The 20,740-nt window shown below is 69.7% G+C and carries 19 protein-coding genes; 4 read left to right on the forward strand and 15 right to left on the reverse strand.

Annotated features, from left to right (window positions below; all coding sequences use genetic code 11):
• The first annotated feature begins 14 nt into the window (after nucleotides 1-14).
• Both QFZ21_RS19840 and QFZ21_RS19845 read left to right on the forward strand, forming a co-directional pair.
• Nucleotides 15-1,130 (forward strand): adenosine deaminase, encoded by a 1,116-nt coding sequence (locus QFZ21_RS19840; protein ID WP_307380954.1) that lies wholly within the window; start codon nucleotides 15-17, stop codon nucleotides 1,128-1,130.
• Nucleotides 1,131-1,169: 39 nt separating this feature from the next.
• Complete coding sequence (locus QFZ21_RS19845) at nucleotides 1,170-2,234, forward strand: polysaccharide deacetylase family protein (RefSeq protein ID WP_307380956.1); 1,065 nt, start codon at nucleotides 1,170-1,172, stop codon at nucleotides 2,232-2,234.
• Nucleotides 2,235-2,244: 10 nt separating this feature from the next.
• Here QFZ21_RS19845 and QFZ21_RS19850 read toward each other — a convergent pair whose 3' ends face one another.
• From QFZ21_RS19850 to QFZ21_RS19895, 10 genes are all read right to left on the reverse strand, one after another.
• On the reverse strand, nucleotides 2,245-3,000 hold the full coding sequence (locus tag QFZ21_RS19850) for an alpha/beta hydrolase (RefSeq protein ID WP_307380958.1): 756 nt from the start codon (nucleotides 2,998-3,000) through the stop codon (nucleotides 2,245-2,247).
• 19 nt (nucleotides 3,001-3,019) lie between these two features.
• A complete protein-coding gene (locus QFZ21_RS19855; protein WP_307380960.1) occupies nucleotides 3,020-3,985 on the reverse strand; it encodes an SDR family oxidoreductase in 966 nt (321 codons plus the stop codon).
• The gene (locus QFZ21_RS19860; protein ID WP_307380962.1) at nucleotides 3,982-4,935 is read right to left on the reverse strand and encodes a bile acid:sodium symporter family protein; all 954 of its coding nucleotides are present in this window, start codon (nucleotides 4,933-4,935) and stop codon (nucleotides 3,982-3,984) included. Before QFZ21_RS19860 ends, QFZ21_RS19855 begins: the two co-directional genes overlap by 4 nt.
• Nucleotides 4,932-6,224, reverse strand: coding sequence for an NAD(P)/FAD-dependent oxidoreductase (locus QFZ21_RS19865; protein ID WP_307380964.1), 1,293 nt, complete (start codon nucleotides 6,222-6,224; stop codon nucleotides 4,932-4,934). The genes QFZ21_RS19860 and QFZ21_RS19865 overlap by 4 nt, the downstream gene beginning before the upstream one ends.
• A 100-nt stretch (nucleotides 6,225-6,324) precedes the next feature.
• Nucleotides 6,325-7,482, reverse strand: coding sequence for a mannitol-1-phosphate 5-dehydrogenase (locus QFZ21_RS19870; protein ID WP_307380967.1), 1,158 nt, complete (start codon nucleotides 7,480-7,482; stop codon nucleotides 6,325-6,327).
• A 17-nt stretch (nucleotides 7,483-7,499) separates the two neighbouring features.
• On the reverse strand, nucleotides 7,500-7,931 hold the full coding sequence (locus tag QFZ21_RS19875; protein WP_307380968.1) for a PTS sugar transporter subunit IIA: 432 nt from the start codon (nucleotides 7,929-7,931) through the stop codon (nucleotides 7,500-7,502).
• 79 nt (nucleotides 7,932-8,010) lie between these two features.
• Nucleotides 8,011-9,546 (reverse strand): PTS mannitol transporter subunit IICB, encoded by a 1,536-nt coding sequence (locus tag QFZ21_RS19880; RefSeq protein ID WP_307380970.1) that lies wholly within the window; start codon nucleotides 9,544-9,546, stop codon nucleotides 8,011-8,013.
• Nucleotides 9,543-11,228: a phosphoenolpyruvate--protein phosphotransferase gene (gene ptsP, locus QFZ21_RS19885; RefSeq protein ID WP_307380971.1), complete on the reverse strand. Its 1,686-nt coding sequence runs from the start codon at nucleotides 11,226-11,228 to the stop codon at nucleotides 9,543-9,545. The genes QFZ21_RS19880 and ptsP overlap by 4 nt, the downstream gene beginning before the upstream one ends.
• A complete protein-coding gene (locus QFZ21_RS19890) occupies nucleotides 11,225-11,506 on the reverse strand; it encodes an HPr family phosphocarrier protein (RefSeq protein WP_307380972.1) in 282 nt (93 codons plus the stop codon). The genes ptsP and QFZ21_RS19890 overlap by 4 nt, the downstream gene beginning before the upstream one ends.
• Entirely contained in the window at nucleotides 11,503-11,820 is a 318-nt protein-coding gene (locus tag QFZ21_RS19895; protein WP_307380973.1) for a PTS sugar transporter subunit IIB, read from the reverse strand. Before QFZ21_RS19895 ends, QFZ21_RS19890 begins: the two co-directional genes overlap by 4 nt.
• 166 nt (nucleotides 11,821-11,986) lie before the next feature.
• Here QFZ21_RS19895 and QFZ21_RS19900 point away from each other — a divergent pair, with 166 nt between their 5' ends.
• Entirely contained in the window at nucleotides 11,987-13,909 is a 1,923-nt protein-coding gene (locus QFZ21_RS19900; RefSeq protein WP_307380976.1) for a PRD domain-containing protein, read from the forward strand.
• A 9-nt stretch (nucleotides 13,910-13,918) separates the two neighbouring features.
• Here QFZ21_RS19900 and QFZ21_RS19905 read toward each other — a convergent pair whose 3' ends face one another.
• Genes QFZ21_RS19905 through QFZ21_RS19915 form a run of 3 tightly spaced genes read right to left on the reverse strand, consistent with a single transcriptional unit; the run spans nucleotide 13,919 to nucleotide 16,700 of the window.
• Nucleotides 13,919-14,182 carry an HPr family phosphocarrier protein gene (locus QFZ21_RS19905; protein WP_307380979.1) on the reverse strand — a complete coding sequence of 88 codons (264 nt, stop codon included), beginning with the start codon at nucleotides 14,180-14,182 and terminating at the stop codon, nucleotides 13,919-13,921.
• 2 nt (nucleotides 14,183-14,184) lie between these two features.
• Nucleotides 14,185-15,855 carry a phospho-sugar mutase gene (locus QFZ21_RS19910; RefSeq protein ID WP_307381369.1) on the reverse strand — a complete coding sequence of 557 codons (1,671 nt, stop codon included), beginning with the start codon at nucleotides 15,853-15,855 and terminating at the stop codon, nucleotides 14,185-14,187.
• An 11-nt stretch (nucleotides 15,856-15,866) separates the two neighbouring features.
• Nucleotides 15,867-16,700 (reverse strand): purine-nucleoside phosphorylase, encoded by an 834-nt coding sequence (locus QFZ21_RS19915; protein WP_307380981.1) that lies wholly within the window; start codon nucleotides 16,698-16,700, stop codon nucleotides 15,867-15,869.
• Nucleotides 16,701-16,748: 48 nt separating this feature from the next.
• On the opposite strand from QFZ21_RS19915, the gene QFZ21_RS19920 reads away from it, so the two are divergent.
• Nucleotides 16,749-18,197 (forward strand): NAD(P)H-quinone dehydrogenase, encoded by a 1,449-nt coding sequence (locus QFZ21_RS19920; protein WP_307380982.1) that lies wholly within the window; start codon nucleotides 16,749-16,751, stop codon nucleotides 18,195-18,197.
• A 52-nt stretch (nucleotides 18,198-18,249) separates the two neighbouring features.
• Here QFZ21_RS19920 and QFZ21_RS19925 read toward each other — a convergent pair whose 3' ends face one another.
• Together QFZ21_RS19925 and QFZ21_RS19930 are read right to left on the reverse strand one after the other, a co-directional pair.
• Nucleotides 18,250-20,016, reverse strand: coding sequence for a biotin carboxylase N-terminal domain-containing protein (locus QFZ21_RS19925; protein ID WP_307380985.1), 1,767 nt, complete (start codon nucleotides 20,014-20,016; stop codon nucleotides 18,250-18,252).
• A gap of 78 nt (nucleotides 20,017-20,094) precedes the next feature.
• A complete protein-coding gene (locus QFZ21_RS19930) occupies nucleotides 20,095-20,733 on the reverse strand; it encodes a nucleoside triphosphate pyrophosphatase (protein ID WP_307381371.1) in 639 nt (212 codons plus the stop codon).
• Nucleotides 20,734-20,740: the final 7 nt, after the last annotated feature.

Genomic DNA, 20,740 nt, shown 5'->3' on the forward strand with positions numbered 1-20,740 from the left:
CCGAGAGGATCACCATGTCGATCGATGCGAACGGCGACGTCACCATCCAGGGGATCTCCCTGCGGAGCCTGCCCAAGGTGTCGCTGCACGACCACCTCGACGGTTCGCTGCGGCCCGCCACGATCATCGAGCTCGCGGATGCCGCAGGGGTCGAGGTTCCGGCATCCGATCCCGCCGCACTCGGCCGGTGGTTCGCGAAGCAGAGCGACTCGGGCTCCCTCGTCGATTACCTGAAGACCTTCGACCTCACGACCGCGGTGATGCAGACGCCCGAGGGACTCACGCGCGTCGCCCGCGAGTTCGTCCAGGACCTGGCCGCCGACGGCGTGATCTACGGCGAGGTGCGCTGGGCCCCCGAACAGCATGTCGCTCGCGGCCTCACCCTGGAACAGACCGTCGAGGCCGTGCAGCAGGGCATCGAAGAGGGAGAGGAAGCCGCGGACCGCGAGGGCCGCAGCATCCGGGTCGGTCAGTTGATCACGGCGATGCGTCACACCGACCGGGCACGCGAGATCGCCGAACTGGCGGTCTCGTTCCGCGGACGCGGTGCGGTGGGCTTCGACATCGCCGGTCCCGAGGACGGCTTCCCGCCGTCGAACCATCGCGCGGCGTTCGATTACCTCGCGGAGCACTTCTTCCCCGTCACGGTGCACGCGGGCGAAGCGGCAGGACTCGCCTCGATCCGCTCTGCGCTGCTGGACGGCCGCGCTCTGCGACTCGGTCACGGCGTCCGCATCGCCGAAGACCTCCAGGTCGTCACGCAGGAGGGCGACGAGGTGCAGGTGCAGTTCGGGGAGCTCGCCCGCTGGGTGCGCGATCGGGAGATCCCGCTCGAGCTCTCGCCGTCGTCGAACCTGCAGACGGGGGCGATCGCCGCGTGGGGGAACACTCTCGCCGACCACCCGTTCGATCTGCTCTATCAGCTGGGCTTCGCCGTCACGGTCAACGTCGACAACCGCACGATGAGCGCCACGTCGCTCACGCGAGAGCTGGCTTTGCTGGTCGACGCGTTCGAGTACGACCTCGATGACCTCGAGACGTTCCAGTTCAACGCCGCGGCAGCCGCATTCCTCCCGGTCGAGGAGCGGGAAGAGCTCGTGGAGATGATCGCTGACGGCTTCGACGCCTGATCTGTGGCTTCCGGGGGGAAGCGGCGCCTCGGCGCCGTCTTGATCATCAGTGCGGCCGTCGCGGCCATCGGCGGCGCCGCCGCAGCGTTTCTGTGGCTCAACCGCGACGTCGCCGAACCGGTGCCGCGTGCGGGTTCGGAGATGATCGATCGTCCACTGACTCCGGCCCAGCAGCTGGTCGCCGACGCCGACGACCCGCTCGCCTGCGCGGTCACGTTCGTCGGTGAGGAGGCTCCGGTCGAGCCGGTACTCCAATGGCAGAACGCGCTGTACCAGGGCCTGCCGATCCCGGTCGCCGAGGGGCGCGTCTTCGCGGGCTGGTACTCGACTCAGGCCGCGGCGGGGTCGTTCGACCCCGCCGCCCGGGTGAACGGCGCTGATCCGGTGGTCTGCGAGGACCAGCAGGTCGAGCTGCACGCCGGCTGGACGACACCGGAGGAGAACGGCGCCGAGGCGACGAGGGTCCCGATCCTCATGTACCACCAGTTCACCGCAGCCCCCGAAGGCGAGAAGGGCTGGCTGCGCGGAAACTACGCCTACATCGGCGACTTCGATGCGCAGATGAACCACATCGCGACGACCGGCTTCTACCTGCCGACCTGGGACGAGCTCAGCGCCTTCATCGACGGGCGGCTCTTCCTGCCCGCCCGCTCGGTGATCATCACGGACGACGACGCGGATCAGACCTGGTTCGACCTCGCCGTACCCGTCGTGGAGAAGCACAGGGTGCTCGCGACATCGTTCATGGTCACCGCGTACCGGCAGGATCCGCCGCCGTCCATCTACGTCCTCCGTCGTTCGCACACGCACGACATGCACCGGGCGGGCGCAGACGGCGACGGCCGGATGGTCAATTGGACCGCCGATGAGATCGCCGCGGACCTCGACACCTCGGGCGACATCCTCGGCGTCCGTGAGGTGATCGCCTATCCGTTCGGTCACTTCGACGACACCGCCAAGCAGGGCGTCGCACAGGCGGGCTTCGAGATGGCGCGCACGATCGAACCGGGTTATGTCGAGATCGGGACGGACAAGCTCGCGCTGCCGGTGGTGCGGATCGACTACGGCATGGGACTCGACGCGCTGATCTCGCGCATCGGGTGAGTCCTCGCGCTCAGCGCGCGCGGTCTTCGAGCGCGTCGAGGAAAGCGCCGAGGGATTCGGTGACGTCGGCGTGCATCTGCTCGGCGGAGATCGTCGGGGTGCCGTCACCGGCCTGGGGCCCGTAGTCGCCGAACGATGCGTGTGAGGCGCCGTCGATCTCGATCAGCTCGGCATCGGCCGGCAGCTGGTCACGGGCATCCGCGATCTTCTGCGGCGTGGAGAGCCCGTCCTCGCTGCCCGACAGGCTGAGCACCGGCAGATCGGTCGCGGACAGGTCGGTCGAGCAGTAGGAGCCGAACAGCACCAGCGCATCGGCGTCTTCTGCGAGCTGACAGGCGCGCACACCGCCGAGCGAGTGCCCGCCGACCGACCAGGTGTCGATGTCCGGATCGGCCGAGGTGAACGCGTCGAGTCCGCGCAGATCGAAGAAGGCGAGGTTGAGCCACGGCCGGGTGATCACGACAGTGACGCCCTGCTCGGCGAGGCCCTGCAGGATCGGGGCGTACGCCCAGGGGTCGACCTTGGCCCCGGGAATGAACACGAGGCCGAGGTCGGAGTCTCCGTCCGCGGGAGCGAGGACGATGCCCTGCTCCGCGTCATCCACCGTGATGGCCGGGTTCGCCCGCACGTCCGCGAGGGGCTCGGACTCGGCGGCCATGACCCCGATCTGGCTCCAGGCGACGATGCCGCCGGCGCCGAGCACCAGCACGATCACCAGCCCCCAGAGGATCCCCTTCAGCGCACGGCGCCCTCGTCTTCTCTGCACCCCTCCACGCTACTCCGGGTCAGGAGCGGCGCCGCCTGCCGTGCACGACGGACGGGTGCGTCGCGAGGTAGTCCTCGAACGCCTCGCGCGAGGACCGTCCGGGGGTGTATCCGAACTGCTCCTTCAGCCGCAGATTCGCCAGGACAGGGCGGTAGCGCAGGAACGGCACCTTCTCCGGGCCGTGCTCGGTGAGGCGCAGCATCCGTCCGATGCGCAGGACGGTGGCCAGCACTCCGGCCGGGATCACGAGCTGCCGCTTGCCGAGCCGACGCGCGATCTCGGGCACGGTCATCCGCCCGTCGCCGGCGACGTTGAAGATGCCGGCGGGGCCGTCGGTCGCCGCGCGCACCATGGCGGCCGCGACGTCGTCGACCGAGACGAAGACGAAGGGGGAGTCGGAGCCTGCGATGCGGAGGATGCGCCGGCCATCCCACAGCGCGGTGATCTGGTTTCGCACCTCGGGGCCGAGGATCGTGCCGATCCGGAAGACGACCTGTTCGAGTTCGGGGTGCGTCCGGCTGTGCTCGGCCAACATCTCCTCGACGAGTCGCTTGTGGCGCGAGTAGGCGAAGTCGTCGTTGCCGCGGAGCGGCTGGTCTTCGTCGATCCACTCCGGGTTGTCGGGGTGGTAGCCGTAGGCGGCACCGGAACTGGAGACGACGATCCGTCGCACACCCGCCTCGATGCACGCGGTGATCACGTTCGCGGATCCCGTGACATCGACGCGGTATTCGAGGTCGACGTCGCGTCCCGGATTCACGATGGCGGCGAGGTGCACCACCGTGTCGATGCGGTGTTCCCGCAGCAGCGGTGCGATGGCGGACCCCTCCGTCACGTCGAGTACCGCGTCGGTGATCCCCGGGCGCGGCGGCCCGATGCGCAGGTCCGCCGACACGACGAGCTCCACATCCGCACGCGCGGCCACGGCGCGGGCGACGTGCGACCCCAGGAAGCCCGCGCCCCCCGTGATCAGGACCCGGGTCATGAGACGGCGCCGCTGACGGTGCGCCCGCTCGCGTCGCCCGAAGCGGAGCTGGTGCGCCGACGGGTGTGCCGGGCCCAGAGCCCCGCGAGCACCAGGCCCGCGATGATGTCCCAGATGCCCCACCACCCGGCGACGATGGCCATCCCGCCGAGCCCGTCGAAGAACAGGAAGACCAGGCCGAGACCGAGCCCGGCGTTGCGGATGCCGACCTCGAAGGTCATCGCCTTGCGCTCCCGGGTGCCGAGGCCGCCGACGACGGCGGTGCCGTAGCCCAGGGCGAGTGCCACCGCGTCGTGCACGGCGACGACGAGCAGGATCACCCCGAGCACCTGTACGAACACCGCCCAGTTACCCACCAGCGCCGCGACGATGAAGCCCAGCAGCGCGATGAGGCTGAACCACTTCACGAACGGCTGCACCCGGGCGGAGAGCCGCGGCAGCTTCGCCCGCAGCAGCAGGCCCAGCGCGAATGGGAGCCCGACGATCAGCACGATCTCCAGCAGCATCCGCCACGGATCGAGCGCGACCTCCCGGAGAAGCGTGCGGGCGGTCGGATGCAGAGAGCCCCAGAACGTGATGCTGAGCGGCATCGCGACGATGTAGACGAGGTTGCCGACCGCGGTGAGCGACACCGAGAGCGCGACGTTGCCGCCCGACCGATGGGTGAGCACCTGCGAGATGTTCCCGGGCGGACAGCAGGCCACCAGCAGCATCCCCAGCGCCATCGACGGGGGGACGGGCAGCACGAGCGTCAGCAGGAACGTCGCGATCGGGAGCAGGAGCAGCTGCGCGAGGATCGCGATCACGAAGGGCTTCGGATGCTTCGCCACCACCCGGAAGTCGCTCGGCGCGGTGTCCAGGGCGATGCCGAACATGATGAGACCGAGCACCACGTTGAGGGTTGTGAGGGTTCCGGGTGTGAACGAGAGGACCACGTCGTCGACGTTCACGCCGTGACCTCCAGGGCCTTCTTCTCGTGCCTCACCGCGCCTCGATAGGCGTCCTTGTTGACGTAGTACGCCATCCGGTCGAGGCCGAGATAGTGGTATCCGCCGGTGAGGTCCGGCCAGGGGGAGCCCGCGACCCTCTCGCGGAATCGGGCGGCGCGCGGCGCATCGCGCTCGACCGCGTCGAGGTAGGTCGCGAGGAGGTCCGCCTGCTCGTATCTGCCCTGCCAGCCGATCCCGGAGGCCTCGATCATGCCCATCACGAACAGTCCGTTGAAGGACGCCGGGAACAGGTTGAGGAAGAGCCGCGGCGCGGCGCCCCGCCAATGCAGATGTTCGCGGTCGACGAACGGGTAGTCCAGCGTGTAGCCGGTCGCGAGCAGCACCAGGTCGTACTCGTCGGCGCTGCCGTCGCGGAAGTGCACGGTTCGGCCGTCGAAGCCCTGCACGTCGGCGCGGATGCGCAGGTCGCCCTGACCGAGATGGTTCAGGACCATGGTGTTCACGATCGGATGCGACTCGTAGATGCGGTAGTCGGGCTTCGGGAAGCCGAATCGCACCGGGTCGCCCGTGAAGGCCCGCAGCACCCTGCTGTCGACCGCCTGCTTGATGCGTGCCGGCAGCGGCCGCCCCTGGTTGAGGGTGTCGCTCGGCCTGCCGAAGAGGTAGCGGGGGACGAAGTAGTAGCCGCGCCGAACGCTCATGTCGACGGATGTCGCGTGGTGCACGGCATCCACGGCGATGTCGCAGCCGGAGTTGCCGGCACCGATCAGCAGCACCCGCTTCCCGGCGAGCTGCGAGGGCGACTTGTATGCGCTGGTGTGCAGCAGCTCGCCGGAGAACTCGCCCGAGAACGAGGGGATGTTCGGCTCCGCGAGGGTCCCGTTCGCGAGCACCACCCCGGCGTACCAGAGCGTCTGCTCGCCCTCGGGACCTTCGCTGGTGAGGTCCCACCCGCCGTCCCGCGGTTCGAGGCGCGTGACCCTCGTGTCGAAGCGGAAGAGCTCGGTGAGCCCGAAGTGGTCGGCGTAGTCCTGGAAGTACTCGCGCAGAACGCGATGACCGGGGTAGTCGGCCCGCGACCGCATCGGGAACTCGGTGAACTCGGTGGTCGTGCGCGACGAGATCAGATGCGCGGACTCGTACATCGTGCTGCGGGGATTGGTGATGTCCCAGAGGCCGCCGACGCCGTGCGAGGAGTCGTAGCCGTCCACCACGATGCCGCGCTTTTGCAGGGCCCGAGCCGTGGCCAGCCCCGATGGACCAGCGCCGATCACGGCGTATCTGTTCATGCTGCTCCCTGCACGTCGCTGTGCTGAAATTCTCTGCTCGAAAAGCCCCCGCCCACCGATCGTAACCGGTGGACGGGGGCGTTCCTCGTGCGGTTCGGCCTCAGTTCTCCGGCAGGCTGTGCTGTCGTGCGGCGACGGCGTCGCGCACGGCGGCGAAGAGCGGATGCTCCGGGTCGAGGCCCGTCGTGAGCGCCGTGAACGAGTCGGCGTCCTCGGCGCGCAACAGGCGCTGCAGCTCGACCGACTGCTCGTCGTCGGTGTCGTCGAACTCCAGTGCCGCGGCGACGGCGGCGACCAGGGCATCCGACGACAGACCGCGTTCGGCGGCCATGGCGGCCGGCCCGATGAACCGCTCGTGCCGCGAGATCTTGCGCAGCGGCTGCCGCCCGACGCGCTGCACGGTGTCGATCAGGGCGGGGTTTCGGAAACGGTCGAGGATGGTCGCGCGGTAGGTCGCGAGCTCGGCGGGGTCCAGCCCGTGCTCTGCGACCAGCACGGCCGAGGTCTCCTCCAGTGCCGCCGACACGCGCGCCGCGATGTCGGGGTCCGCCAGGGCGTCCGAGATGCGCTCGACCCCGGCGCGCGCGCCGAAGTACGCCGTGGCCGCGTGCCCCGTGTTCACCGTGAAGAGCTTCCGCTCGATGAAGGGGGCGAGCTCGTCGACGAAGTGCGCTCCCGGAATCGTCGGAAGACTCCCGCCGAAGGGCCCGGACTCGATCGCCCACTCGAAGTACGGCTCCACTGTGACGTCCACGCCGCCGCCCGAAGGCTGGGCGGGCACGATCCGGTCGACGGCCGTGTTCGCGAAGACCGCGCGAGAGAGCAGCTCGCCGGCATCCGTCCCCGCCGCCGTCTCGATCTCGGCGCGGAGCAGATCCGTCGCGCCGATGGCGTTCTCGCAGGCCATCACCTGCAGGGGAGCGGCGTCGTCCGCGCGAGCAGCGAGTCCGGCGACGATCGCCGGAGCGACGAAGCGCAGCACGGTCGGTCCGACGGCGGTCGTCACGACATCGGCCGTCGCGATCTCCCGGGTGAGCGCGTCTGGGTCGGTGCGACTGTTGACCGCGCGGAATCCGGTGACGACGTGATCCACCCCGCCGGGACCCGCTTCGTGCACCGTGTACTCGTCGACGGCGTTGATCGCGTCCACGAGGGCATCGGCGACGTCGGAGAAGACGACCTCGTACCCGCCCTCGTGCAGCAGCAGGCCGACGAAGCCGCGCCCGATGTTCCCGGCACCGAAGTGGACGGCCTTCATGGCTCGCTCCCCGCCCATCACTCGTTGACGGCGGAGAGCAGCGCGAACAGCTCGTCGGGCGTCTGAGCGGCGTTGAGCTTCGCCACGTCGTCGTCATCCGAGAACAGGATCGCGATCTGCGACAGGATCTCCAGGTGCTCGTCGCCGCGACCGGCGATGCCGATCACGAACGTGGCCTGCTCGCCGGCCCAGTCCACGCCGCCGTCGTAGCGGACGACCGACAGCGCGGATCCGAGGATCGCATCCTTGGTCTCGTTCGTGCCGTGCGGGATGGCGAGGCCGTTGCCCATGAAGGTCGAGACGGTCTCCTCCCGCTGACGCATCGCGTCGACGTAGGCCGGGGTGACGGCTCCCGCGGCGACCAGGATGTCGGTCGCCTCCTGGAGCGCGGCGTCCTGAGTGCTGCTGCCGGAGTGGATGCGGACCTGGTCGAGGGTGAGAACGCTCATGGTGTTTCCTTTCTGGATGGTGAGGCGGGGCGGATGCCGTGGCACCCGCCCCGCCTGATCTGTCACGCGCGAGTGAAGGTCACGAGTCGGATTCGCGCTGCTCGCGCACCATCTCGACGACCTCTTCATACTGCGGTGCGTTCATGAAGTTGTCGACGGACACGTGCAGCGAGTTCGGCGACTTGTCCTTCGCACGATCGGTCAGCTGCTGCTGCGTGATCACGAGGTCGGCCGTGCCGTCGAGGTTCGCGATCGCCTGGTTGGTGACCGTGACGCCCTCGACGCCCGCCTTCTTGAACTTGTTGCGCAGGACGCTCGCGCCCATGGCGGACGAGCCCATGCCGGCGTCGCACGCGAACACGACGTTCGAGATGCGGCGGTCGGTGGCGACCCCACCGGCTGCGGCACCTGCTGCCGCCTTCGCTGCCAGACCGCTCAGCGCGTCGGACGACTTGCCCTTGTTCGCTTCGGTCTGAGCGACCGCTGCCGCAAAGGCATCCTCCTTCGCCAGATCCTTCTTGCGGCTCGCGCGCAGGATGATCATCGAGATGATGAAGGTGACCGCCGCCGAGAGGATCACGGACAGGACGACTCCGAGATAATCGGTGCGGAAGGTCTGCCCGAGCACGGCGATGATGCTGCCCGGTGCGGCCGGTGCGATCAGGCCGGTCCCGAAGAGCATGTTCGTGGTGACACCGGTCATGCCGCCGGCGATCAGAGCGACGATCAGCACGGGCTTCATCAGCGCGAACGGGAAGTACACCTCGTGGATGCCGCCGACGAACTGGATGACCGCCGCGCCGGGTGCCGACGCGCGCGCCGCACCGATGCCGAAGATCGTGAACGCGAGGAGCAGACCGAGGCCGGGGCCGGGGTTCGCCTCGAGCAGGAACAGGATCGACTTGCCGCTCTCCGCCGCCTGCTGCGTGCCCAGCGGTGTGAGGACACCGTGGTTGATCGCGTTGTTGAGGAAGAACACCTTCGCAGGCTCGATGAGGATGCTGGTCAGGGGAAGCAGGTTCGTCTCGATGAGCCAGTTCACGGCGGTGGACAGGACGTTCATCAAACCGTTGACGAGCCATGCGACCGGGTAGAAGCCGACCACGACCATGACGAAGCTCCAGATACCCGCGGAGAACATGTTCACGAGCATCTCGAAGCCCGCCCTGATCTTGCCGTCCCACAGCGAGTCCAGCCACTTCATCGAGTACGCCGCGAGCGGTCCCATGATCATCGCGCCGATGAACATGTGGATCTGGTTGAGCTGGTTGTCGGCGGGAAGCGTGGCGTTCACCTGCGCGATGAGGTAATCAGACCCCGCGATGGCTCCCATCACGGCGACGGCGGCGACCACACCGCCGCGGGTCTTGTAGACGATCGTGCCGCCGGTGTAGGCGATGATGATCGGCAGCAGGTAGTGGATGATCGGACCGACGAGGGTGGCGAGCTGCTCGTTCGGCGTCCAGCCCACCGGGATGAAGAACGCGGTGATGATGCCCCAGGCGATCAGTGCAGGGATGTTGGGCATGATCATTCCGGACAGGAACGTGCCGAAGCGCTGCACGCCTGTTCGGAGGCCGCCCGTCTTCTGGGCGGCTGGTGACGTCGTCGTCATGATGTCGTCTCTTTCTTGTGCGAGGGGAGGGATGCTGTGGCTTCCGCCACGGCGTGGCGAGCACCGACGGCGTCATCGGCCGCCAGTGCGATTCCGGCGAGGTTGCGGGCCTCGTCGAGGGTGCGTTCGGAGAGGGCGTGGCGCACGTCCGCGAGGGCGGACGGCGCCATGGAGAGGCTCGTCGCGCCGAGGCCGACGAGGACGACGGCGAGCAGCGGATCGGCCGCCGCCTCGCCGCAGATGCCGACCGGCTTGCCCAGGCGGGCGCCGGCGTCGCCGACCTCGCGCACCAGGCGGAGGACCGCCGGATGCCACGGGTCCTGGAGGGCGGCCACCGAGCCGAGCATCCGATCGGCGGCCATCGTGTACTGCGTGAGGTCGTTGGTGCCGATCGAGGCGAAATCGGCGTGCGCGAGCACGCGGTCGGCGAGCAGTGCGCTCGACGGCACCTCGACCATGACCCCGGCGGTCTTCAGCCCGTAGTCGCGCGCGAGAGTGGTGAAGTACACCGTCTCCTCGACGGTCGCCACCATCGGCGCCATGACCCAGAGGTCGGCATCCGTCTCGGCATCCGCCTCGGCGAGGGCGGTGAGCTGCTCGCGGAGGATGTCTTCGCTGGCGCGCAGCGCCCGGATGCCGCGGAGTCCGAGTGCGGGGTTCTCCTCGTGCGCGTCGTTGAGGAACGCCAGGGGCTTGTCGGCGCCGGCATCCAGCATTCGCACGACGACCTTCTTGCCGGGGAACGCCGCCAGGAGCTCTCGGTACGACTCGCTCTGCTGGCTCACCGTCGGCGCCTGGGCGGAGGAGAGGAACAGGAACTCCGTACGGAACAGCCCGACGCCCTCGGCCCCCCGAGCGACCGCATCGCCTGCGTCCGCGGGTTTCCCCAGGTTCGCCAGCAGTGCGACCAGCGTGCCGTCGGCGAGGGCGCCGGGTGTCAGGGGAGCCGTCTCCGAGGCGGCGCGGGCGGCCGCGCGCTGTGCGGCGCGGTCCTTCTCCTCGGTCGTCGGGTCGGTCGTGACGACACCGGCGGCGGCATCGACGATCACCGTCTGCCCGGTGGTGAGTGCCGCTGCATCGGCGACCCCGACGATCGCGACGATGCCCTTCTCGCGGGCGAGGATGGCGGTGTGCGAGGTCGGCCCGCCGTCCGAGGTGATCAGCGCGAGCACCTGGTCGAGGTCGAGCAGCGCCGTGTCGGCGGGGGCGAGGTCGCGGGCGACGAGGACGAAGGGGTGACCGGGATCCGGAACACCCGGAGCATCCGCTCCCCGCAGACGCGCGAGCACCCGCTGAGCGATGTCGTCGAGGTCGGCGGCGCGCTCGCCGAGGTATCCGCCCACCGCCTCGAGGGTGGCGCGGAAGCCCGCGAAGGCATCGTGCACGGCCCATTCGGCGGTGGCTCCGGCATCGATCCGCGAGTCCACCTCGTCCTGCAGGGTCGGGTCCTCGGCGATCATCGCCTGGGCCTCGAGCACGTCCTGCGCCGACCCTCCGGCCTTCGCGCCGCGCTCGTTCAGCTCGCGGGCGACGGTCTCGACCGCCTCGCGGGAGCGCTGGCGCTCGGCCTCCGCGCCCAGCGAGCTCGGGGTGTTCTCCGGTGCGGGCACGGGCTCCGCCATCCGGACGACCGGCCCCTGGGTGACGCCGAGACCGATCCCCACTCCGCGGAGCTCGCTCATCCGGCGGCGTCCTGGTCGTGGTCGGTCGTCAGCAGTTCGGTGAGCGTGTCCAGTACGCCCTCCGCACCGTCGCCCTCCGCGGTGAGCGTGACGTAGTCGCCGTGCTCGACGGCGAGGGCGATGACGCCCAGGATGCTGGCCGCATTCACCGGCTTGCCGGAGTCCTTCGCGATCGTGACCGGGATGCCGGATTCCTTCGCCGCCTGTGCGAAGAGCTTCGCGGGGCGGGCGTGCAGGCCGTGCGATGAGCCGATGCGGACGGTGCGAGTGGCGGTCATGGGGTTCCCTTCGGGGTGTTCCTGAGGTCGGAGAGGACGGAGCGCACGAGGGCGAGGGTGGAGGACCCGTCGCGGTCGGCGAACACATCGTCCGGGAGGACGACGACGGGCGCATGTGCGTGCCCGCGGATGGCGTCGAGCCGGTCGGCGAGGTGCGGGCCGACGAGGATCAGGTCGTGGTCGCTGCCGGAGACGGAGTGCTCCATCCCGGCGGAGGCGTCCCATTCCAGTCCGGCGTTCGTCGCCGCGTGCCGCAGCCGCTGTGCGACGAACGTGCTCGACGCGCCGGCGCCGCAGACTACGAGGATCCTCATCGATGCCACCTTCCTGAGAACAGTCTGTGAACCGGAGCCCCTCTCGCGCCAACAGGTTCCTTTCCGCCCCCGCGGAACAGCGGCTTCCGCCCATGCACGTCCGCTTGCTGACATCATGGAGATCACGCCAGGACAGTGCAGTCGCACGGGGGAAGTCGGAGGGATCATGTCGCGCCAGCGTCAGGACCAGCTCCTCTCCGTCCTGCTGCGTCAAGAGGGCTGGGCCACGGCCGGCAGCCTGGCCGACCTGCTCGGCGTCACGCCGCGCAGCATCCGCTCGTATGTCGCCGCGCTGAACGCCCGCACGGCGGGGGCCGGCGTCGTCGAATCGGGACCGGCCGGATATCGCGCAGGTCCCGGCGCTCGCGGTGCGAAGCGACTCCGGCAGACCGGCGAGTCCGCACCGCGGGATCGGCTGCACGGCCTCGTGCGCACCCTGCTCGACGTGCCGGCCGGGATCGACGTCTACGACACCGCCGACGAGCTGCACGTCAGCGAGGCGACGCTCGAAGCGGATCTCGTCCGAGTGCGCGGACTGCTCGACGGCACCGACCTCACCCTGGAGCGGGACCGCGAGACCGTGCGGCTGCGCGGGAACGAGGCTGCGCAGCGGCGTCTCCTCTCGCGGCTCGCGCACGACGAGATGGACGATGCCTCGTTCCACCCCGAGACGTTCCGCCGTGCCCTCTCCGGCAGCGCCGTCGCCTCGCATGCGGTCGGACCATTCAAGACCGCTCTCGTGCGTGAGCTGGGCGAGCTCGGCTACTACGTGAACGAACTGGCGATCGCCGACGTGCTGCTGCACATCGCCATCGCGGCAGAGCGGGTCGCCGCCGGTCATGCGCTCGAGTCCCCGGCATCCGGAGCCCGCGAGGAGATCCCCCGGGTGGGCGCGGTCATCGCGCGCCTGGCGTCCGAGCACTTCGCCGTGGTGCTGGGGGAGGGCGACAGCGGACACCTGGCCTCGCTGGTGCTCACGCGCATCGTCGCCCCCGGCGAAGACGCCACGCGCGAGGTCGCGCGCAGCGGTGTCGACCCTCTGGTGGAGGCGGCCGTGCGCGCGGAGATCGCCCGAGCGGCCGAGGACTACCAGGTCGACCTCGTCGACGAGACGTTCGTGCTCCGTCTGGCGCTGCACGTGCAGAACCTGCTGCGGCGAGCCGAGGAGAGCGCGCTCACCCGGAACCCGCTCACCCGATCCCTCAAGACGACGTATCCGATGATCTTCGAGGTCGCGGTGTCCATCGCGAGCGGATTGCACGATCGCGTGGGCACGCCGATCCACGACGACGAGATCGCCTACATCGCCATGCACGTCGGCGGTCGCCTCGAACGCAGCAGGAAGGCGGAGTCGATCCTGACGGCGACGATCGTCTGCCCCGGGTACTACGAGCTGCACGAACTCCTGCGCTCCAGCGTCGACCGATCGCTCGGATCGGCGATCGAGGTCACGAGCGTGATCACGAACGTCGACCCGGACTGGGCGTCGTTCGACACCGACCTCGTGCTCAGCACCATCGAACCGGGTGCCGCGGGGGACCGCTTCGTGCGCATCCAGCCCTTCCTGACCGATGCCGATGTCGACCGCATCCAGCAGGCGGCTGCCCGTCTGCGCCGCGGACGTCGGCTGACCAGGCTCCGCGGCGAACTCGCGCGGTACTTCCACGCCGACGCCTACGTGTACCCGCTTCCCGACGAAGGGGAGGAGGCGATCATCCGGCGTCTCGGCGGCCTCCTCGTCGAAGTCGGACTGATCGGCGAGGACTACATCGAGAACACCATCGTGCGCGAGCGGATGTCCTCCACCGCCTTCACCGACGCGCTCGCCGTCCCGCACGCCCTGCAGATGACCGCGACCCGCACGGCCATCGCGATCGGAGTCGCCGAGGGGTCGGCCGCATGGGGCGACGGACGCGTACAGGTGGTTGCGCTCGCCGCGTTCAGCGAGAGCGACCGCGCGGCGTTCCAGACCGTGTTCGAACAGCTCGTCGAGGTGTTCAGCGAACGGGAGAGCGTGCAGCGGATCGTCCGCCGCGGCACCACGTTCGAGGCATTCCTCGATGAGCTCGTCGCCGTGATCGACGGCTGAGCTCGGGCGTCAGCGGCGCGGGTCGAGCACCTCGGCGAGCTGATCGAGCACCCGGTCCGCGGTGTCCGACTGACTCGTCTCGATCACGACGGCGTCGCCCGACGCGATCCCGAGATCCATCACGGCGAGGACGCTGCTCAGATCGACGGCGGTGCCGTCGGCGGTGCGCAGCGTGATGGGCGCCCCGTGCGACTGCGCGAGGCGCACCAGCTCGGCCACAGGACGGGCGTGCACGCCGTTGTGCGCGCTGACGACCACTCTTCTGCTCGGCACGATCAGGAGCGCTCGTCCAGCAGCATCCGGACACCGGCTTCGAGCTCGGCGACGGCCGTTCGCGCGCCCTCGGCGGACTCCGCTCGGGCGTCGATGTAGACCTTGAGCTTCGGTTCGGTGCCGCTCGGCCGCACGATCACGCGGGAGCCGTCGGCGAGGCGGTAGCGCAGCACGTCGCCGGAGGGTTGTCCTTCCTGCGCGCGCAGCAGATCCTCGGCGGAGGCGATCGCGCGTCCGCCGATCTGCGTCGGCGGCAGTGTGCGCAGGGCGAGCATGACGTTGCCGATGACCGCCAGATCGTCGACGCGCACCGAGACCTGTCCGCTGGCGAAGTAGCCGTAGGTGTCGCCGAGCTCGGCCAGCAGGTCGGCGAGCGTGGCACCACGGGCATGCGCCTCGGCAGCGAGGCCGAGGATGGCGATCGCCGCGGAGATGCCGTCCTTGTCCCGGACGGTCTCGGGGTTCACCAGGTAGCCGAGGGCCTCCTCGAAGCCGAACACCATGCCGGGGGCGCGCGAGATCCACTTGAAGCCCGTCAGGGTCTCGTGGAAGTCCAGACCATGGTGGGCCGCGACGGCGCCGAGTCCGGGCGACGACACCAGGGAGCAGGCGAGGGATGCTCCGGGAGTTCCTGCCGCCGCGCGCGCTGCCCTGGCGCCGAGCAGGAGCCCGACCTCGTTGCCGGTCAGACGGCGCCAGCCGCCCTCGGCGGACTCGTCTGGGATCGCGAGGGCGAGGCGGTCGGCATCCGGGTCGTTGGCGAGGATGAAGTCGGCCTTCGCGCGGCGCGCCGTGGCGAAGGAGAGATCCATCGCCCCCGGCTCCTCGGGGTTCGGGAACGAGACGGTGCGGAACGTGGCGTCGGGCTTCAGCTGCTCATCGACGACGGAGGGCTGCGGATAGCCGGCAGCAGTCAGGATGCGCGAGAGCGTCTCCCAGCCGACCCCGTGCATCGCCGTGTAGACCCAGCGCAGCTCGGAGGCTCCGGGAGGCGCGGGGGCGACGTCCGCGGTGGCCGCGACGTACGCCGAGACGATGTCCTCGCCCGCGGTCTCGTACACGGTCGAACGGGGGAGGCCGGCCGCGTCTCCGGCATCCGCGACGCGCTGGATGTGCGCGGCGATCTCGGCATCCGCCGGTGCGACGATCTGCGACCCCTGGTCGGCTCCGCCGAGATACACCTTGTAGCCGTTGTCGTTCGGCGGATTGTGGCTGGCGGTCACCATCACCCCGGCATCCGCACCCAGGTGCCGCACCGCGAAGGCGAGGACCGGCGTCGGCAGCAGACGGGGGAGGAGGATCGCGCGGAGGCCCGCTCCGGTGAAGAGCTCCGCGGAGTCGGTCGCGAACACGCGCGAGTTCCGGCGCCCGTCGTAGCCGATCACGACGGTCGGCACGCCGCCCCGGGACTTCTCCCGGAGGTAGGCCGCGAAGCCCGCCGCAGCCTGGGCGACAAGCACCCGGTTCATCCGGTTGCTTCCGGCGCCGAGCTCGCCGCGCAGCCCGGCGGTGCCGAAGGCGAGGCGCGCCCGGAAGCGGTCGTCGAGGTCGGCGATCGCGGCCCCGTCTCCGCCGCCGGCGCGCGTGATCAGGCCGGCGAGCTCGTCGCGGGTCTCGTGATCGGGATCCTGGCGCAACCAGGCGCGCGCGGTGGCGAGCAGGCCCTCGTGCACGGACTCCTCGTTCACAGAGCCTCGACCACCTTGGCCAGGAGTGCCGAGATCACGGGCTCCGCCTCGCGGCCCGCCTCGATCACCTCGGTGTGGCTGAGCGGCGTCTGCTGGATGCCGGCGGCGAGGTTCGTGATGAGCGAGAACCCGAGGATCTCCATGCCGGCCTCGCGGGCGGCGATGGCCTCGAGAGCGGTGGACATGCCGACGATGTGGCCGCCGATGTGCTTGGCCATCTGCACCTCGGCCGGGGTCTCGTAGTGCGGACCGCGGAATTGCGTGTAGATGCCCTCATCGAGCGTCGGGTCGATCGACCGGGCGATGTCGCGCAGACGCTTCGCGTACAGGTCGGTCAGGTCGATGAACGTCGCACCCTCGAGCGGTGAGTCCGCCGTGAGGTTGATGTGATCGCTGATCAGGACGGGCTGGCCGGGCTTCCAGGTCTCACGGATGCCGCCGGCGCCGTTGGTGAGCACCATGATCTTGGCCCCGGTGGCCGCAGCCGTGCGGACGCTGTGCACGACGCGGCGCACGCCGTGGTCCTCGTAGTAGTGCGTCCGTGCGCCGATCACGAGCACGTTCTTGCCGCCCGGTGTCCGGATGCTGCGCAGCGTGCCGACGTGGCCCTCCAGGGCGGGCTTCGAGAATCCGGTGACCTCGGTGGCGGGAACGGTCGCGACGGTCTCGCCGATGATGTCGGCGGCCTTGCCCCAGCCGCTGCCGAGCGTGAGGGCGATGTCGTGGTGCTCGACTCCGGTCAGCCGCGCGATGTCTGCGGCTGCCTGTGCTGCGACCTCGAACGGGTTCGCGGTCGGGTCGTCGAGGGGGTTGCTGTGGGTTTCAGGCATGGATCCACTCTAGGAAGGTGCAGGCTCGGGGGCCAGGATTGCGGAAGAATGGATTCCATGACCTCCACCCCTTTCGAGCGCACTCAGCGCGTCGCCGTCCTCGGCGGCGGACCCGGCGGATACGAGGCGGCCCTGGCTGCCGCACAGCTCGGAGCCGAGGTGACGCTCATCGAGCGCGTGGGCGTCGGAGGGGCCGCCGTCCTCACCGACGTCGTGCCCTCGAAGAGCCTGATCGCGACGGCGGATGCCGCGGTGGCGATCTCCGAGGCGAGCGACCTCGGCGTGAACTTCTACGCCAAGGGCGACAACGGCAAGCCCCTGAAGCCGGAGATCGCCATCAACCTCGCCGCCGTGAACAAGCGGCTGGTCGCGCTCGCGGGTCAGCAGTCCGAGGACATGCGCGCCACGCTGCTCGCCGCGGGCGTGCGGATCCTCTCCGGCCACGGCCGCCTCGAGGGGCCCACCGCGATCATCGTCTCCACCGGCCAGGACGGAACCGACTTCGACCGCGTGGAGGCCGACACCATCATCGTGGCCGTCGGGGCGTCGCCGCGCGAGCTCGACTCCGCGAAGCCCGACGGCAAGCGCATCCTCACCTGGACACAGCTGTACGACATGAAGGCGCTCCCGGAGCACCTCATCGTGGTGGGTTCGGGTGTCACCGGGGCCGAGTTCGCCTCCGCGTACATGAACCTGGGCGCGAAGGTCACGCTCATCTCCAGCCGCGACCAGGTGCTGCCCGGCGAAGACAAGGATGCGGCGCACGTGCTGGAGAAGGTCTTCACGCGCGGCGGCATGACGGTGCTCTCCAAGTCGCGCGCCGAGAAGGTCGAGGCCTCGAAGACCGGCGTCACCGTTACCCTGTCGGACGGCCGCACGGTCGAGGGCAGCCACTGTCTGATGGCGGTCGGGTCGATCCCCAACACTGCAGGCATCGGACTCGAGGAAGCCGGAGTCGAGCTCAACGAGTCAGGGCACGTGCGCGTGAACAAGGTCGCCCGCACGTCGGTGCCGAACGTCTACGCGGTCGGCGACTGCACGAACTTCTTCCCGCTCGCCTCCGTCGCCTCCATGCAGGGCCGCACCGCGGTGTTCCACGCGCTGGGCGACATCGTGATCCCGCTGGAGCTGATCAAGATCACGTCGAACATCTTCACCGCACCCGAGATCGCGACGGTCGGCTACTCGGAGAAGGACGTCGAAGACGGCATCGCCGACGGCCTCGTCTACAAGCTGCCCCTCGCGGCCAACCCGCGCGCGAAGATGATGGGCATCAAGGACGGCTTCGTGAAGATCATCGCCCGCAAGGGGTCCGGCACGGTGATCGGCGGTGTGATCGTGGCGCCGAAGGCGTCCGAGCTCATCTACCCGATCGCCGTGGCGGTGGAGCGGCGCCTGACGGTGGACCAGGTCTCCCGCGTCTTCGCGGCGTACCCGTCGCTGTCCAGCAGCATCACCGACGCCAGCCGCGCCATGCACCTGGGGTACATCTCCTGAGACACGCGAAAGGGCGCCCCACCTCGGTGGGGCGCCCTTTCGTATCGGTCCGTCAGCTGATCGTGAGCAGCTGGTGCCCGGCCGAGACGGTGGCGCCGGCGCTGGCATTGATGTTGCCGACGACGCCGTCCTTGTGGGCCTGCAGCGGCTGCTCCATCTTCATCGCCTCGAGGACGACGACCAGGTCGCCCTTGACGACCTGCTGGCCCTCTTCCACGGCGATCTTCACGACGGTCGCCTGCATGGGGGACTTCACCGCGTCTCCGGATGCTCCGGCGTTGGCGACGGTGGCGTGACTGCGGCGCGACGGCGGCACAGCGGCAGGTCGGCCGGCGGTACCGGCCGCGACCGCGACGCGATCGGGGAGACTCACCTCGAGGCGCTTTCCCGCCACCTCGACGACCACGGTGTGGCGCGAGCCGCTCTCGGACGACGAGTCGAGCTCGCCGTCCCACGCGGGGATGTCGTTGACGAACTCGGTCTCGATCCACCGCGTGAAGATGCCGAACTCGCCGTTCTCCGCAGTGAAGGCCGGATCACGCACGACCTTGCGGTGGAACGGGAGCACCGTGGGGAGCCCCGCGACCTCGAACTCGTCGAGCGCCCGGCGCGAGCGCTCCAGAGCCTCGGCGCGGTCCTTGCCGGTCACGATGATCTTCGCCAGCAGCGAGTCGAAGGCACCGGACACCGCGTCGCCGGCGGTCACGCCGGAGTCGAGACGGATGCCGGGGCCGCCGAAGGTCTTGAACACATGGATCGGTCCGGGCTGAGGGAGGAACCCGCGCCCCGGGTCCTCGCCGTTGATGCGGAACTCGATGGAGTGCCCCTGCGGCGTGGGGTCGTCGTAGTCGATCGTGCCACCGGCGGCGATGCGGAACTGCTCGCGCACGAGGTCGATGCCGGTGACCTCCTCGGAGACCGGATGCTCCACCTGCAGGCGTGTGTTCACCTCGAGGAACGAGACAGTGCCGTCGGCACCGATCAGGAACTCGCAGGTTCCAGCCCCCACGTAGCCGACCTCCTTGAGGATGGCCTTCGACGCCGAGTAGAGGAGGTCGTTCTGCTCCGTGGTGAGGAACGGCGCCGGCGCCTCTTCGACCAGCTTCTGGTGGCGACGCTGCAGCGAGCAGTCGCGCGTGGAGATCACGACGACGTTGCCCGCGGCATCCGCCAGGCACTGGGTCTCGACGTGACGCGGCTTGTCGAGGTACTTCTCGACGAAGCACTCGCCGCGCCCGAATGCCGCGACCGCCTCGCGGGTGGCGGACTCGAACATCTCGGCCACCTCGTCGAGCTCGCGGGCGACCTTGAGGCCGCGGCCGCCGCCGCCATAGGCGGCCTTGATGGCGATCGGGAGTCCGAACTCCTTCGCGAAGGCGATGACCTCGTCGGCCGTCTCGACCGGCCCTGGCGTACCCGGTGCCAGCGGTGCGCCGACCTTCTCGGCGACGTGCCGGGCGGTGACTTTGTCGCCGAGCGCCTCGATGGCGTCCGGCGAGGGGCCGATCCAGGTCATCCCCGCGCCGATGACGGCGCGGGCGAACTCGGCGTTCTCGGCGAGGAACCCGTAGCCGGGGTGCACGGCATCCGCACCCGCGCGGCGGGCCACAGAGAGGATTTTCTCGATCTGCAGGTAGGTCTCGGCGCTCGTCGAGCCGCCGAGGGCGAAGGCCTCGTCGGCCAGGCGCGCGTGCAGAGCATCACGATCCTGGTCGGCGTAGACGGCGACCGAGAGGATCCCGGAGTCCCGAGCGGCTCGGATGATGCGGACGGCGATCTCGCCGCGGTTGGCGATGAGCACCTTGGCGATAGCAGGCATGGTTGCCAGCCTAGCGAGAAGCCCGTCGTTCTCTTTGACGACCGTCCACAAGAAAGCGGGCGAAACGTCGACGGGAGTCTACGACCAGAGGTCGGTCCACCGGACACCGAGTTCGGCGGCCAGGCGGCGGACGGTCGAGAGGGACATGCCCACGACGGTGGAGGGATCGCCGTCGACCCGGGTGATGAAGGCCCCGCCGAGGCTGTCGACGGTGAAGGCGCCGGCCACGAGCAGCGGCTCTTCGGATGCGACATACGCGGCGATCTCCGCATCGTCGATGTCGTCGGCGAACGAGACGGATGCCGCGGCCACCGCGGTCGCCTCCACGGGATCGATGCCGGGGGCGACCCGGAACACCGAATGCCCCGAGTGCAGGATGCCGGTGGCGCCGCGCATCTCGTGCCAGCGGCGCGTCGCCTCCTCCGGGGTGTAGGGCTTGCCGTAGACGCGGCCGCCGAGCGCGAACATGGAGTCTCCACCGATCACCAGGCCGTCGAAATCGCCCTGACCGGCGAGGCGGTGCGCCACGTCGGCGGCTTTCGCGCGGGCGAGCACGAGCACGAGCTCCTCGGGGGACAGCTCGACGCCCCGTTCCGCGGCGATGCGGGCGGCGACCGCGTCCTCGTCGACGTCGGGCGACATCGTGAGCGGCTCGATGCCGGCCTGCCGCAGCAGCATCAGACGGGCGGGAGAGGTGGAGGCCAGGCAGACGCGCATGTGCACC

Origin of the sequence: Microbacterium sp. W4I20 (assembly GCF_030816505.1) — a bacterium.
Taxonomy (GTDB): Bacteria; Actinomycetota; Actinomycetes; order Actinomycetales; family Microbacteriaceae; genus Microbacterium.

Bases quoted from the DNA above. Each gene is read 5' to 3' on its own strand.
- QFZ21_RS19915 (WP_307380981.1), bottom strand. From the start codon at position 16,700: ATGCCTGAAACCCACAGCAACCCCCTCGACGACCCGACCGCGAACCCG.
- QFZ21_RS19890 (WP_307380972.1), bottom strand. From the start codon at position 11,506: ATGACCGCCACTCGCACCGTCCGCATCGGCTCATCGCACGGCCTGCAC.
- QFZ21_RS19920 (WP_307380982.1), top strand. From the start codon at position 16,749: ATGGATTCCATGACCTCCACCCCTTTCGAGCGCACTCAGCGCGTCGCC.
- QFZ21_RS19925 (WP_307380985.1), bottom strand. From the start codon at position 20,016: ATGCCTGCTATCGCCAAGGTGCTCATCGCCAACCGCGGCGAGATCGCC.
- QFZ21_RS19865 (WP_307380964.1), bottom strand. From the start codon at position 6,224: ATGAACAGATACGCCGTGATCGGCGCTGGTCCATCGGGGCTGGCCACG.
- QFZ21_RS19930 (WP_307381371.1), bottom strand. From the start codon at position 20,733: ATGCGCGTCTGCCTGGCCTCCACCTCTCCCGCCCGTCTGATGCTGCTG.
- QFZ21_RS19855 (WP_307380960.1), bottom strand. From the start codon at position 3,985: ATGACCCGGGTCCTGATCACGGGGGGCGCGGGCTTCCTGGGGTCGCAC.
- QFZ21_RS19840 (WP_307380954.1), top strand. From the start codon at position 15: ATGTCGATCGATGCGAACGGCGACGTCACCATCCAGGGGATCTCCCTG.
- QFZ21_RS19895 (WP_307380973.1), bottom strand. From the start codon at position 11,820: ATGAGGATCCTCGTAGTCTGCGGCGCCGGCGCGTCGAGCACGTTCGTC.
- QFZ21_RS19900 (WP_307380976.1), top strand. From the start codon at position 11,987: ATGTCGCGCCAGCGTCAGGACCAGCTCCTCTCCGTCCTGCTGCGTCAA.
- QFZ21_RS19880 (WP_307380970.1), bottom strand. From the start codon at position 9,546: ATGACGACGACGTCACCAGCCGCCCAGAAGACGGGCGGCCTCCGAACA.
- ptsP (WP_307380971.1), bottom strand. From the start codon at position 11,228: ATGAGCGAGCTCCGCGGAGTGGGGATCGGTCTCGGCGTCACCCAGGGG.
- QFZ21_RS19875 (WP_307380968.1), bottom strand. From the start codon at position 7,931: ATGAGCGTTCTCACCCTCGACCAGGTCCGCATCCACTCCGGCAGCAGC.
- QFZ21_RS19870 (WP_307380967.1), bottom strand. From the start codon at position 7,482: ATGAAGGCCGTCCACTTCGGTGCCGGGAACATCGGGCGCGGCTTCGTC.